Annotated in this window: 12 protein-coding genes and 1 pseudogene; 6 read left to right on the plus strand and 7 right to left on the minus strand. The window is 62.9% G+C overall.

From position 1 onward, the window contains the following. The first annotated feature begins 81 nt into the window (after positions 1 to 81). Positions 82 to 432, plus strand: coding sequence for a response regulator (locus ACZ9IU_RS13240; RefSeq protein WP_038549318.1), 351 nt, complete (start codon positions 82 to 84; stop codon positions 430 to 432). A 117-nt stretch (positions 433 to 549) separates the two neighbouring features. Then, positions 550 to 1,200 (plus strand): helix-turn-helix domain-containing protein, encoded by a 651-nt coding sequence (locus ACZ9IU_RS13245; RefSeq protein ID WP_038543631.1) that lies wholly within the window; start codon positions 550 to 552, stop codon positions 1,198 to 1,200. A gap of 174 nt (positions 1,201 to 1,374) precedes the next feature. Here the strand turns inward: ACZ9IU_RS13245 and ACZ9IU_RS13250 are convergent, their stop codons facing one another. From ACZ9IU_RS13250 to ACZ9IU_RS13275, 6 genes and pseudogenes are all read right to left on the minus strand, one after another. Further along, positions 1,375 to 2,112 (minus strand): copper homeostasis protein CutC, encoded by a 738-nt coding sequence (locus ACZ9IU_RS13250; RefSeq protein ID WP_038543633.1) that lies wholly within the window; start codon positions 2,110 to 2,112, stop codon positions 1,375 to 1,377. A gap of 57 nt (positions 2,113 to 2,169) precedes the next feature. Then, the gene (locus ACZ9IU_RS13255) at positions 2,170 to 2,634 is read right to left on the minus strand and encodes an ROK family protein (protein ID WP_498957292.1); all 465 of its coding nucleotides are present in this window, start codon (positions 2,632 to 2,634) and stop codon (positions 2,170 to 2,172) included. Beyond that, a pseudogene (locus tag ACZ9IU_RS13260) lies at positions 2,612 to 3,154 on the minus strand (ROK family protein); the annotation flags it as partial. The gene ACZ9IU_RS13255 and the pseudogene ACZ9IU_RS13260, both read right to left, overlap by 23 nt. Further along, on the minus strand, positions 3,151 to 4,017 hold the full coding sequence (locus ACZ9IU_RS13265; RefSeq protein WP_038543635.1) for an ABC transporter permease: 867 nt from the start codon (positions 4,015 to 4,017) through the stop codon (positions 3,151 to 3,153). The pseudogene ACZ9IU_RS13260 and the gene ACZ9IU_RS13265, both read right to left, overlap by 4 nt. Continuing rightward, the gene (locus ACZ9IU_RS13270; RefSeq protein WP_038543638.1) at positions 4,017 to 4,937 is read right to left on the minus strand and encodes an ABC transporter permease; all 921 of its coding nucleotides are present in this window, start codon (positions 4,935 to 4,937) and stop codon (positions 4,017 to 4,019) included. The genes ACZ9IU_RS13265 and ACZ9IU_RS13270 overlap by 1 nt, the downstream gene beginning before the upstream one ends. A gap of 86 nt (positions 4,938 to 5,023) precedes the next feature. Next, positions 5,024 to 6,559, minus strand: coding sequence for an ABC transporter substrate-binding protein (locus ACZ9IU_RS13275; protein ID WP_157885141.1), 1,536 nt, complete (start codon positions 6,557 to 6,559; stop codon positions 5,024 to 5,026). A 135-nt stretch (positions 6,560 to 6,694) separates the two neighbouring features. On the opposite strand from ACZ9IU_RS13275, the gene ACZ9IU_RS13280 reads away from it, so the two are divergent. Together ACZ9IU_RS13280 and ACZ9IU_RS13285 are read left to right on the plus strand one after the other, a co-directional pair. Beyond that, complete coding sequence (locus tag ACZ9IU_RS13280) at positions 6,695 to 7,837, plus strand: ROK family transcriptional regulator (protein ID WP_038543641.1); 1,143 nt, start codon at positions 6,695 to 6,697, stop codon at positions 7,835 to 7,837. Positions 7,838 to 7,846: 9 nt separating this feature from the next. After that, positions 7,847 to 9,289, plus strand: a complete 1,443-nt coding sequence (locus tag ACZ9IU_RS13285; protein WP_038543643.1) for a M81 family metallopeptidase — start codon at positions 7,847 to 7,849, stop codon at positions 9,287 to 9,289. Positions 9,290 to 9,977: 688 nt separating this feature from the next. Here the strand turns inward: ACZ9IU_RS13285 and ACZ9IU_RS13290 are convergent. Continuing rightward, positions 9,978 to 10,652, minus strand: a complete 675-nt coding sequence (locus ACZ9IU_RS13290) for a GntR family transcriptional regulator (protein WP_038543647.1) — start codon at positions 10,650 to 10,652, stop codon at positions 9,978 to 9,980. A 338-nt stretch (positions 10,653 to 10,990) separates the two neighbouring features. Between ACZ9IU_RS13290 and ACZ9IU_RS13295 the strand changes: the two genes are divergently transcribed. Together ACZ9IU_RS13295 and ACZ9IU_RS13300 are read left to right on the plus strand one after the other, a co-directional pair. After that, positions 10,991 to 12,118 carry a BMP family ABC transporter substrate-binding protein gene (locus tag ACZ9IU_RS13295; protein WP_038543650.1) on the plus strand — a complete coding sequence of 376 codons (1,128 nt, stop codon included), beginning with the start codon at positions 10,991 to 10,993 and terminating at the stop codon, positions 12,116 to 12,118. Between the two features lie 23 nt (positions 12,119 to 12,141). Beyond that, positions 12,142 to 13,269 carry an ABC transporter permease gene (locus ACZ9IU_RS13300; protein WP_038543652.1) on the plus strand — a complete coding sequence of 376 codons (1,128 nt, stop codon included), beginning with the start codon at positions 12,142 to 12,144 and terminating at the stop codon, positions 13,267 to 13,269. The last annotated feature ends 3 nt before the right edge of the window (positions 13,270 to 13,272 follow it).

Here is a 13,272-nt window from a genome sequence, read left to right on the forward strand (position 1 = left end):
CGCAAAGCGCAGGTCCCCCCGCAGGCACTAGATGTCTCCCTTCAGCAGCTCTCCGGCTGCCCCACCCGCGCGGGAAATTCGGTGTTATCACAAGCGAGAACCATAATTGTCATCGCGCCCGATCTCGGTCTCAGGCAGTCGTTGACATTCGCACTGGAGGTGGAGGGCTATCACGTCGAGGCTCACGAATCCTGGCGCAAGGGCACCATTACCGCCGGCCAGACGCTTTGCATGATCATCGACGATCAGGTGCTGCGTGCTTCGAGCGACGCGCTGCAGCGTCTGCTCCAGTCGGGCGAGGCCGTGATCCTGCTTACCGACGGCATGTCTCCGTCCATCGAAGACGAGCTCGGCCCGATCCAGAGCCTCACCAAACCGTTCAACGGGGCCGATCTCCTGGGTCTCGTCAAGGACCTTGCGCTGACAGCCTGAGCCGCGTTGGCTGCCGTTTTCCCGCCTGCCCTACGTAAATCCCCCTAGTGATACAACCCAATTTTCCCCCTGCACGTCTTCTGGCATCTTGAGACTACAGCAAGGGGAGACGTGAAGATGCACACCGCAGCCGCTCATGCCACGAAATTGGAGCTCACCAAGAGCCAGATCGTGATCGCACCCCAGACCGCGGGTCTCTTCCGGGCCAATTCTGTGACGACCTTCAATGCCGGCGCGGAAATCTATGCCCCCGGCGATAAGGCAGGAACATTCTATCACGTCGAATTCGGTGCCGTGCGGATCCACCGCCTGTTGTCGGACGGAAGGAGGCAGGTCATTGCCTTCCATCTGGCCGGAGAAACTTTCGGGTTCGAGGCTGACCGGACCCATAGTTTCTTCGCCGAAGCCATCGCTCCGACCGGGCTGCGCGCCATCAGCCGCGCCGCCAACGACCAGGCCTTGCCGGAACTGCTTTCTCTGGCGCTGCGCGGCATGCTGCGCGCCCAGGAACATATCATGATGATCGGCCGCCAGACGGCGGTGGAACGGATTGCCGGTTTTCTCGTCGACATGGCGGAACGCCAGGGCGGGCTCGAACATTTCGACATACCCATGACCCGGCTTGATATAGCCGACTATTTAGGCCTGACGATCGAAACGGTGTCGCGCGTTTTCGCAAAACTCCGTACGGCCGGCCTTATCAAACTGCGGAGCATTCGTTGCATCGAAATCAAAAAGCACGAAGCACTCCGCAGCCTCTGCGCATGACAGTGAATGAAAGTGCATAGCAGTGCATGAGCGGACGGTGGCGGCCGTCCGCTGACCATGGAAGTGCATATCTCCTCAATTTCGTAACATCCTCCCTCACTGCTAAGCGGCAGGTCATCGTCCCCCGGCGACCTGCCGCAAAGTCGTGCCTGCCGACCGGCGGACACCTGAGCATCAGTCCCGCGCCACTTCCAATTCATCGAGCAAACCGCGCATCTTCCGGACGATCTCGCTGCTCGTCTCATGGGAAACAGGCGCCTGGAAACCGAAGGCACTCGCGCGTTCGTCCTTGCTTTCGACAGGCCGCCGGCAGGAGCTGTGGACCTCGTGCGCGCCGGTTTCGCGCACCACCCGTTCGACGGTCGTCAGATTGATGCCGCCGCCGGGCATGATCGACACCCTGTCTGCCGCCCGCTCGACAAGCATCTTCAACATCTCGACCCCATCAGGGCCACTGACTTTGAGGCCGGAGGTCAGGACGCGCTCGGCGCCGAGATCGATCGCCTGTTCGAGTGCTTCAAACGGATCGGGCACCAGATCGAAGGCGCGGTGAAGCGTTATGCCCAACCCTTGCGCATGCGTCATCAGCCGCTTGAGCAAGGCCATGTCGAGCGTCATGTCCGGGCGGCTCGCCCCGATCACCACACCCGCAAGGCCCGCCGCCCGCACCGCATCGATATCGGCCATCATCGCTGCCTCGTTGTCGGCGTCGTAGACGAACCTGCCGGCGCGGGGCCGGATGATCGCATAAACCGGGATCGGCGCCTTGGCGGCAAGCGCGATCATGCCGGGCGGCGGCGTCAGCCCGCCGACATCGAGTGCAGCGCAGAGTTCGATGCGATCAGCGCCGCCGGCGATGGCGGCCGCGAGACCTTCGGGACTATCGACGCAGACTTCGAGCAGGATGGACAGGATCAGTCTCCTTGATGACCGGCACTCTCGTAACAGCAGGCGCCCCTGAAAGGTACTCTAGTGACCTTGAACGGCACTCTGATGGCCAAGCACGGCCGCGCCGACCAGCCCGCCATCCTCCTGACGGAGCGCCGGTGTCACCAGCGGGTGATCGAAGCGGTTGAGGATACGCTTGCGCACCGCCCGGTCGAGCGCATCGATGAGCGGCGTGACCGAGGCGAGCCCGCCGCCGACCGGCACGATCGAGGCGCCGGTGACATTGACCGACAGCGCCAGCGGGTCGGCGATCAGCTCGAGATAAACGGCAACGGTCCTCGCCGCCCTCGCCTTGTCCGCCTGCCAGTCCTCGAGAATCCGATAGCTCGTCTCCTCGCAGCCATGCAGGAAATGATGCAGCCGTTCGATGCCGCGCGCCCCGCCGATCGTGTCGACGCAGCGCGGATTGTCCGCAGCCGCAGGAAAAGCGCGGAATATGCAGCGTCTCGCCATCGAGCTCGACTGTCGTGTTGAGGATCGGGCCATGGCCCCATTCGCCGGTGACGCCGCCAGCGCCACGCACCAGCCGACCGTCGATCGCCAGGCCGCCGCCGATGCCGGTCCCCATGATGGCGCAGAAAACCACCGAATGACCACGTCCAACACCCTCGTTGGCTTCGGCAAGCGTCAGGCAGTCCGCGTCATTGGCAGCCAGAACCGGCCGCCCGAGGATCGCCGAAAGCTCGTTGCCAATCCGCCGTCCGGTGATGCAGGGAATATTGGCCGAGGTCGCTACCCCGTCACGCGGATCGATAAGACCGGCGATCGACAGCGCCAATGGCGAAGCCGGATCACCCGCCTGCGCATTGCGCTCGATAAGCGTCGCAAGAGAGGCTGCAAGATCGTCCCAGTTCGAGGCCGGCGTCGCCACCTTGTCGAGCGGCACCAGCGCGCCGGGTGCCGGCGAGACCGCGAATTTCATGAACGACCCGCCGATATCGACGCAGAAGACCGGCTTTGCCGGCCCGACCGGGCCTGTCGTGCGGGGTGTGGCGGCAATGCTCATTTGCGCGGATCCAGCAGGTCGCGCAGGCCATCGCCGAGAATGTTGAAGCCGAGCACGGTGATCATGATCGCCAGCCCCGGAAACAGCGACATCCAGATGTTGAGGCCGAGATAGTTGCGGCCGTCGCTCATCATCGCGCCCCACTCGGGAAGCGGCGGCTGGGCGCCGAGGCCGAGGAACGACAGGCTTGCGGCCGACAGGATGACCGTGCCGGCGGTCAGCGTCGACTGGACGATGATCGGCCCGATCGCGTTGCGCAGAATATAATGGCTCATGATCCGGCGGCGCGAGATGCCGAGCGAGATGGCGGCTTCGACATAGTCCATGCCCTTCAGGCCGAGCGTCAGGTTTCGGCTGAGCCGGGCGTAGACCGGCACGGAGAAAATGGCAATGGCGATCAGAAGGTTGATCAGGCTGCTGCCGAGCACGCTGACGATCAGGATGGCGAGCACGATGCCCGGAAAGGCAAACAGGATGTCCATCGTCCACATGATCGCCTGGTCGACATAACGGCCGCTCATGCCCGACAGGATGCCGAGCGGCACGCCGACCAGCACGGCAAGGCCGACGGCCAGGACCACTTCAAGCAGTGAGATGCGTGCCCCGAAAATGACGCGGGCAAAAATGTCGCGGCCATTGTCGTCGGTTCCGAACGGATGCGCCAGCGACGGCGGCTCCATGGTCGCCAGCAGGTCCTGCATATAAGGGTCGGCAGGTGCGATCAGCGGCGCGAAGACGGCCGCAAGAACGATGATGCCGATCAGCAGGCCACCGAGCGTGATGCTGCGATGCGCCGCCATCCAGCCGAGCCCACGGAGAAGAGCCGGCCGGCGCGGCGCGATATCGGAATCGATGGACGCCATCAGTCGAACCTTATCTTGGGGTTGAGGATAGCGATCAGCAACTCGGCGAGGAAGTTCATCATCACCACGCCGGTGACCGCAACCAGCGTCACGCCCTGGATGACCGGATAATCGCGATAACGCACCGCATCGACCAGAAACCGTCCGATGCCCGGCCAGTTGAAGACGGATTCGGTCACGACCGCGCCACCCATCAGGCTGCCGAAATTCAGGCCGACAATGGTGATGATCGGCAGCAGCGCGTTGCGCAAGGCATGGCTCCAGTAGATCTTGCTGGGCGCCACGCCCTTGGCGTAAGCCGTGCGGATATAATCCTGGCTCATCACCTCGATCATGCTGGAGCGCGTCATGCGGGCGATGACGGCCGTCGGCAGTACCGCAAGCGTGATCGACGGCAGGATGAAGCTCTTCCAGGACGCGGCGCCGAGCAGCGGCAGCCAGCCGAGCTGCACGGAAAACGTATTCATCGCCATCAGCGCCAGCCAGAAATTAGCGATCGAGGCGCCGGCAATCGCAAGAATCATCACGAACTGGTCCGGCCAACCATGCCGGTAGATCGCCGCAATCATCCCGGCCGGCACGCCAATGCCGATGGCAATCAGATAGGCGGTGATCGCGAGCCCGATCGTAAACGGCAGGCGTTCGCCAATTTCGGCGACGACCGGCAGTTTAGACTTGATAGACGTACCGAGATCGCCCCTCACCGCCCCATAGGCAAACGAGGCATATTGCGCCGGCAGGCTGCGGTCGAGGCCGAGCCGGACGGTCATGTTGTCAACCGCCTCCTGCGTCGCCTCGGGTCCGGCCATCAGCCGGGCCGGATCGCCCGGCAGCGCGCGAATGGCCACGAAAACCAGCAGCGATACGCCGACCAGGATCAGCGGCAGAGCCAGCAATTTCTTGAGGATATAGGCTTTCATGCGCCTGTCCTGGAGCCCGGTTTCCCGGCCCCATGTTTCATAAAAGGAAACGGCGGACGGATTTCTCCATCCGCCGTGTTTTCATATTACTTCTTGGCGTCCTTGACGACGATCAGGCCGCCCGGGATGACCCAGGCACCCTTGACGCTGGCGCGCGTCGCAAACAGGTCCTGCTTGGTATAGAGCAGAACATGCGGAGCCTGGTCGTTCACTTGTCTCTGGGCATCGACATAGATCGCGTTGCGGGCCTTTTCGTCGAGCGTCGAGGCGGCCTTGTCGATCAATTCATCGAGCTTGGTATCGGAGAAGAAGCCGAGGTTCGCACCGGCCGGCGACGCGCTCTTCGTGTAGTAGAGCGGGCGGAACTGCAGGTCGGCGCCGTTGACGCCGGAAGACCAGGAGGCGATCGACGAACCGATATTGTCCTTCTCCTTGCCGGCCGGATCCTGGAAGGCCGCCTTCGACCAGACGCCGCCTTCCATCTTGCGCACGTCCAGCTTGACGCCGGCCTTGGCCCACATCGCCTGCAGCAGTTCGCCGATACGGGCTTCCTGCTCCTGGACGATGGTCGACATGGCAAAACCGTCCGGATAACCGGCCTCCTTCAGGAGCTGCTTGGCCTTCTCGATATTGTACGGATAGGGGTTCAGCGTCTTGTCGTAACCGGGGGTGACCGGTGCGAGCGGCGAGTTGGCCGGCGTCGCATAACCGTTCATGAACGCCTTGACGAGGCCTTCCCGGTCGGTCGCATAGTTCAGCGCCTGGCGGACGCGGACGTCGTCGAGCGGCTTCAACTTGGTGTTGAGCGAGACCCAGAACACGGCCGACCCGTCGGTCGTCGAGAGCTTCATCTCGGGGTTTGCCTTGACCTGTGCGGCAAAGGCGGCCGGGAACGGGTTGATGACGTCGGCGTCGCCCGTCTGCAGGGCCATGTTCATGACCGAAGGCTCGCCCGTCCAGGTCCACTTGATCTGGTCCTCGCCCTTCGGGGCGCCGCCCCACCATTCGGAATTCTTGGCCTGCAGCACGTATTCGCCGGATTTGTATTCCTGCAGCTTGTAGGGACCGGTGCCGACGGCCTTGGAGCCGATCGTGCCGGCCGCGTCGGCGGTCGGGCTGACCATCAGGCAGGGGCCGGTCGTGAGTAGCGCTAGGAAAGCCGGATACTGTGTCTTCAGCTTGAACTGGACGGTCATCGGATCGATGGCGGTAACGCCTTCGAGGAAGGTGCGCAACCGGCCGCTGGCGGCAAGCCCGCGCTTGGTATCGAGGTGGCGGGTGAAATTCTTGACCACGGCGTCGGCATCGAAGGCCGTGCCGTCATGGAACTTGACGCCCGGACGCAGCTTGAAGGTCCAGACCAGACCGGAAGCATCTGCCGACCACTCGGTGGCAAGCGCGGGCTTCAGCGACAGATCGGGATCGCGCTTGACGAGGCCTTCATACATCGGGTCGAGCAGGGCTGCGGTATAGGTCGCGGTCTGGTCGCCCGGATCCATGGAGCGTGGAGCTTCGGTCTGCATCACGTTGAGCGTCGCGGCACTCGCCGCAACCGGAAACGCGAGGCTGCCCGCAACCGCACAGGCGAGCGCGAAATGGCGACTTTTCAAGAACATGGTCATGGTCGTTCACCCTTGGTTTTGTTGACACGAGGGCGGTCATTGCCGCCTTAGATCATTTTTATAATTTATTGGCGTTGATTTGTTCATTTTCTGAACTTAGTGTCAACCCACCTTCACAAACAGAAAACAGCTGCCTTGAACGCTCCGCTCACCTCCTCCCAGCGCCAGCTCGTACGCGTCATCAGCGAGTCCGGTCCGCTCAGCCGGACCGAGATGGCGAACCTACTGGGCCTGAGCAAAGCGGCAATGAGCGGCATTGCCCGCGACCTGATCGACCTCGGGGTGCTGCACGAGACCGAGACGGTTTATGGCCAGGGCCGCCCGTCGGTGCGGCTCGACCTGCATCCGGAATGCGCCTTCTTCGTCGGCATCTCGCTGCTCGAAGACCCGGCGCCGATGATCCTCAGCGACCTCAACGGCAAGATCATCGCCCGCCAGTCGATGCCGCTGTCACGCGATCCGCATGTGATTGCGCAGGCGATCACCGAGGGCCTGCCGAGCCTTCTCGAAGCCCATCCGGACGCCCGGGAAAAGCTCTCGGGCATCGGCGTCGCCCTGTCCGGCTTCGTCGACGAATCCCAGGCCAATTGCGTGCAGTCCACCCTGCTCGGCTGGCAGGACGTGCCGCTGGCAAGAATTATCCGCGAGCGCTCCGGCGTCGAGACCTTTATCGAGAACGACGCAAAGGCGGTCGCCGTCAGCGAAAAACTGTTCGGCAGCGCCCGCGAGATCCAGAGTTTCAGCGTCGTCTCGCTCGGCGATGGCATCGGCTGTGCCCATTTCATCGACGGCAAGCTTTATCGCGGCAATCACGGCGGCGCCGGCGAAATCGCCCATTGCACCATCGAGCCTGGCGGCGCGCCCTGCCGCTGTGGCAAGCGTGGCTGCCTCGACACCGTCTCCTCGATGAAGGCGATCAAGGAAATGTCGCGCGCCGAAGGGCTCGAATGCACCTCGCTGTCGGATATCGAATACGAGGCGTCGACAGGCAACGCCGCCGCGATCCGCATCCTGCACCGCGCCGGCTCGGCGCTCGGCCTTTCGATCGCCAACCTCATCCAGATCAACGACCCCGGCCTGATCCTGATCACCCATGTCGAAGGCTCGTTCGACGGCCTGTTCGGCACGGTGGTCAACCAGGCCATCGAAACCAACGTGCTGCCGCGTTACGCCGGCCAGACGCCGATCCGCATCAAGCGCGTCGATGGCGATGTCTGGGCCCGCGGTGCCGCCAGCATCGCAGCCCATAATTTCCTGATCGGCCCAAACTCCAACTGAGGTTTTTCCATGCGTATTGCTGTCGGCGGCATCCATATCGAATGCAGCACCTACAATCCGGTTCTCAACGAGGAAAAGGATTTTCGCATCGTGCGCGGCGATGACCTGACGGCAGCGCCCTATTTCGCCTTCCTCAAGGACTACGGCGCCGAATTTCTGCCGACCATCCATTGCCGCGCCATTGCCGGCGGCCCGGTTTCCCGCTCCACCTATGAACGCTTCAAGGCCGAATTCCTCGACCGGCTGAAACCGATGCTGCCGCTCGACGGCCTCTATCTGGCCATGCACGGGGCCATGTATGTTCAGGGCATGGAGGATGCCGAGGGTGACTGGATCACCGCCACCCGCGACCTGGTCGGCCCGGATTGCACGATCTCGGCCAGCTACGACCTACACGGCAACGTCAGCCAGCGGATCATCGATGCGCTCGACATGTATTCCACCTACCGCACCGCGCCGCATATCGACGTCGAGGAGACCATGCGCCGCTCGGTGAAAATGCTGGTCGAGAGCCTCAAGACCGGCGTCAAGCCGGTGCTGCTCTGGGCGCCGATCCCGGTCGTGCTGCCGGGCGAACGCACCTCGACGGTCGATGAGCCCGCAAAAAGCCTCTACGAGATGATGCCGGAGATCGATGCCATCGATGGTGTCTGGGATGCCTCGCTGATGGTCGGTTACGTCTGGGCCGACGAGCCGCGCGGCACCGCCGCCGCGATCATGACCGGCACCGACCGCGCCGTGCTGGAGCGGGAAGCCAAGCGCGTTGCCAAGGCCTATTGGGATGCGCGCGAAAAATTCGTGTTCGGCTGCGAGACCGGCTCGATAGAGGAATGCGTCGACAGGGCGATCGCCTCGAAGACCGCTCCGGTGGTGCTCGCCGAATCCGGCGACAACCCGACCGGCGGGGGCGTCGGCGACCGTGCCGAGGTGCTTGCCGAACTGATCGCGAAAAAGGCAACCGGCGTTGTCTTCGCCGGCATCGCCGACAAGGCGGCGACAGAGGCCTGCTATGCGGCCGGCGTCGGCGCCGAACTTGACCTGTCGATCGGTGCAACGCTCGACACGATCGGCAGCCAGCCGGTCAAGGCGAAGGTCAAGGTCCAGTTCCTCCACGAGACCACCGACCTTGCCGATCGGCAGGCCGTCGTCGCCATCGACGGCATCGAACTGGTCCTCTCGGCCAAGCGCCGCCCCTACCATTACATCGCCGACTTCGCCCGCCTCGGCCTCGACCCGAACGGCGCCAAGATCATCGTCGTGAAGTCGGGCTATCTCTCCCCGGAACTGGCGCCGATCGCCAACCCGAACCTGATGGCCCTGTCACCGGGCGTCGTCGACCAGTTCGTCGAGCGCCTGGAACGCCACCGCAAGCTTAAGCCGACCTATCCTTTCGACAAGGATTTCACGTACGAGCCGCAGGTGTTTGTCTCGGCGCGGTCGGCGGGGCGGTGATTTCAGAGGCCTGCGGACCAGATCGGCAATCTGCGGAGTTCTCGATCATTCGACGAGCCGCCGCCACACACTCCCTCATCCCTGTGCTTGTCACAGGGATCCAGTGCACCCAAGTCCTTGGGTGAGAAAGAGCTCTTCCCACGGCGCAAACGCGCCGTGGCTGGATTCCTGTGACATGCACAGGAATGAGGAATTGGAGGCTGGCGCACAATCACTAAAGCTGACGCAGACCACTAAAGCTGACGCAGAAAGTACCTCGGCCTTGCTCATTTGCCCCGACGATCCACTCGACACCCAAAGAACAGCGCCTCCAAAACGGGGACGCTTTCAGCACTTCTGAAAAATTCCCCCACCGGCGTTCAAACACTTAGCCGCTTTCGCTTCCTCGTCCGTCCCCGCCTCCGCAATCGCTCGCATAATCCCCCGGTCATCGGATGGGAAACCGGGTTCGCGAACCGGCCGCATCGTCCGGCTCGCAAGGTCCGGTTTCCGGTGATGGTCGAGGAAGCGGTTCAAGGGGCCTGACAATCCCCGGAAACGCAAAAACGGCCGGGGCAGGTGGAAAGCCTGAATACCCAATACCCAAAATACCCCGCCTGCCCCATTCCCGCCCAAACGGAACCGCCGGATTTTCATCCGTGCGGCCAAAAGTGCTTGAAAAAAGGGGGCTGTGGTGTTGGCCGGCAGCCTATTCCCCAGCCGTTGCAAACACCGCGCTGGCGTCGCTGACGATCGCCACATGCGAATAGGCCGCCTGCCCTGCCGCGACCGTATCGGCGCGGATGATGGCGGTGACGATCTGGTCGTGCTCCTCGTAGGATTTCGCAAGGCGCCCCGGTAGGCGGAACTGTGCCCGCCGAAAAGGTGCGAGCCGCGCCCGCGTCTGGGTTACCATCTCGAAGACATGGTCGTTATGGGCGCCGCGATAAAGCCGGGTGTGGAATTCGGTATTGTGCGCCGCATACTCTTCTTCGGCGCCGGCATGCACCAGCCGCATCGAGCCGCGATGTTCGAGCTCCAATGCGCGCCGCTCGTCCACTGTCATCCGCTCCGCCGACAGCCGGGCGCAAATACCTTCGAGCTCGGCCATCGCCTCGAACATCGAATGCAGATAGGTCCCGGTCACGTTGGTGACGACGGCGCTGCGGTTCGGCTCGCGCCCGACAAGGCCCATGGCACCGAGCTCGCGCAGGGCCTCGCGCACCGGCGTACGGGACACCTCGAAGCGTGAAGCGAGCGAGATCTCGTCGAGCTTCTCACCCGGCAGGAGGGCGCCGGTGACGATCATATCGGCAATCGCCCGCACCATCTGCTCGACGGTGGTTCCGGTACGGATGACTTCTCTGCGCCTGGCCTGCTTCACGGGACGATTCTACTTGACCTTACAATTTGCATACAGATGCCGTTCCGGGCCTGATAAGTCAAATAACGCCGCCAACGTCGCGTTAATTTTCAGCTTTCCGATGTCGGAAAGGCACCACCGGCGATTGCCGTATTGCCCCTCCGGCGGATTGCTGAACAAATAATAACTATTGATTATTTCTTAAGCGAAAATGCGATGAATCTGTATGCACTTTTCTTTTCAGAGTTTTGGATCGTAAAACTGCTGTTCAATAACAGTGACTTGAGTTCTGGCACGCACATTGCATGCACTTTACCGTACCCGTTCGAAACCGGCCCAGAGCCGCAAGGAGCATGCCGATGACCAAACTCCTTCCCATGAACCGCCGCAACTTTCTCCAGGCTTCCGCTGCCGGCCTGGCCGCCGGCACCGTGCCCGGCCTGTTCGGCTCGCAGGCCATGGCGCAGACCGCGCTCACCGTCGGCTTCATCTATGTCGGCCCCAAGGACGACTATGGTTACAACCAGGCGCATGCCGAGGGTGCGGCCGTCATCAAGAAGATGCCGGGGATCACGCTCGTCGAAGAGGAAAACGTTCCGGAAACCGTCGACGTCCAGAAGACCATGGAATCGATGATCAACCTCGACGGCGCCACCCTGCTCTTCCCGACCTCCTTCGGTTATTTCGACCCCCACATGCTGGCCATGGCTGCGAAATATCCGAAGATGCAGTTCCGCCATTGCGGCGGCCTCTGGCAGGAGGGCAAGAACCCGATGAATACCGGCTCCTATTTCGGCTATATCGGCCAGGGTCAGTATTTGAACGGCATTGCCGCGGCTTACGCGACCAAGAGCAAGAAGATCGGCTTCGTGGCCGCCAAGCCCATCCCGCAGGTGGTCCAGAACATCAATTCCTTCCTGCTCGGCGCCCGTTCGGTCGATCCGACGATCACCTGCCAGGTGATCTTCACCGGCGAATGGTCGCTCGCCGTCAAGGAGGCCGAAGCCACCAACGCGCTGGTCGACCAGGGTGCCGACGTCATCACCTGCCATGTGGACAGCCCGAAAGTCGTCGTCGAAACCGCCGCCCGTCGCGGCGCCTTCGTCTGCGGTTACCATGCGGACCAGAGCGCGCTTGCCAAGGACAAATACCTGACCGGCGCCGAATGGGCCTGGGGCAATGTCTATACCAATTTCATCAAGGCGGCCCAGAGCGGCGGCAAGCTCGGCAATTTCGTCCGCGGCGGCCTGAAGGATGGCTTCGTCAAGATGAGCCCGCTCGGACCGGCTGTCTCGGCCGAAGGCCGCAAGAAGTTCGAGGCGACGCTTGCCGAGATCATGTCCGGCAAGTTCTCGGTCTTCAAGGGCCCGATCAAGGACAACAAGGGCAATGTCGTCGTCACCGCCGGCACCGCCTTCGCCGAGGATGCGATCGAACTCGAAAGCATGGGTTACCTGGTCGAGGGCGTCGTCGGGTCCACGTCCTGATCTCGAGGTGAAGGAGAAGCGCCATGACGGTCGAAGCGAACGATCCGGGACTATCGATAGCAACGGGGAGCGGAGCTTCGCTGCGCCCCCTCCTCGAATGGCTGGCGCGACGGGCTGAGCCCGTGGCGATCGGGCTGGTGGCGATCCTGATCGGCCTGGCGCTTTTCTCCCTCTTCATCCTGGCGGTCGGCAAGTCGCCGCTCACCCTCTTCCAGCTCATGTACACAGGCGGTTTCGGAAGCTGGTTCTCGATCCAGAACAGCCTTTCCCGCGCCGCACCGCTGCTGCTGACCGCGCTCTGCGTGGCGCTGCCGGCACGCCTCGGCCTCGTCATCATCGGCGCGGAAGGCGCGGTCGTCCTCGGCGGCGTCGCGGCGGCGGCCAGCGCCATGCCCTTCGTCGGCATCGTGCCGCCGATCGTGCTCTTCGTCTTCATGAGCTTTGCCGCCATGGTCGTCGGCGGCATCTGGATCGGCTTTGCCGGTTTCCTGCGCCACTATCGCGGCGTCAACGAAACGATTTCCTCGCTGCTGCTGGCCTATATCGCGATTGCCCTGATGAACCAGTTCGTCGAAGGGCTGCTGCGCGATCCGGCGAGCCTCAACAAGCCCTCCACCAAACCTCTGCCGAAGGACTACATGCTCGGCCAGATCCCCGGCATGGACGTCCATTGGGGCCTCGTCATCGGCGTCGTCGCCTGCGTCCTCTCCTGGGTGCTGATCGAGATCACCAGCTACGGTTTTGCGGCGCGCATCGCCGGCGGCAACGTCCGTGCGGCGCAGATCCAGGGTCTGCCGGTCGGCAAGCTGATCGTCGGCTTCACCGCGATTGCCGGCGGTTTTGCCGGCCTCGCAGGCATGATCGAAGTCGCGGCGGTGCAGGGCAGCGCCAACGCCTCGCTTGCTGCCGGCTACGGCTATACCGGCATCCTCGTCGCCTTCCTCGCTCGCCACAATCCGCTGGCGATCATTCCGGTCGCCATCCTGCTCGGCGGCATCTCCGCCTCGGGCGGCCTGATCCAGCGACGCATGGGGCTTCCGGACGCCACTGTGCTGGTGCTGCAGGGCACGCTCTTCATCGTCATCCTCTTCTGCGAGACCTTTTACGGCCGCTTCAAGATCTTCAATCCCGACCTCTGGAAAAGGAGCTGACCG

Source organism: Mesorhizobium sp. USDA 4132 (genome assembly GCF_056279545.1).

Bases quoted from the DNA above. Each gene is read 5' to 3' on its own strand.
- ACZ9IU_RS13245 (WP_038543631.1), top strand. From the start codon at position 550: ATGCACACCGCAGCCGCTCATGCCACGAAATTGGAGCTCACCAAGAGC.
- ACZ9IU_RS13255 (WP_498957292.1), bottom strand. From the start codon at position 2,634: ATGGCCCGATCCTCAACACGACAGTCGAGCTCGATGGCGAGACGCTGC.
- ACZ9IU_RS13265 (WP_038543635.1), bottom strand. From the start codon at position 4,017: ATGGCGTCCATCGATTCCGATATCGCGCCGCGCCGGCCGGCTCTTCTC.
- ACZ9IU_RS13270 (WP_038543638.1), bottom strand. From the start codon at position 4,937: ATGAAAGCCTATATCCTCAAGAAATTGCTGGCTCTGCCGCTGATCCTG.
- ACZ9IU_RS13275 (WP_157885141.1), bottom strand. From the start codon at position 6,559: ATGACCATGTTCTTGAAAAGTCGCCATTTCGCGCTCGCCTGTGCGGTT.
- ACZ9IU_RS13285 (WP_038543643.1), top strand. From the start codon at position 7,847: ATGCGTATTGCTGTCGGCGGCATCCATATCGAATGCAGCACCTACAAT.
- ACZ9IU_RS13295 (WP_038543650.1), top strand. From the start codon at position 10,991: ATGACCAAACTCCTTCCCATGAACCGCCGCAACTTTCTCCAGGCTTCC.
- ACZ9IU_RS13300 (WP_038543652.1), top strand. From the start codon at position 12,142: ATGACGGTCGAAGCGAACGATCCGGGACTATCGATAGCAACGGGGAGC.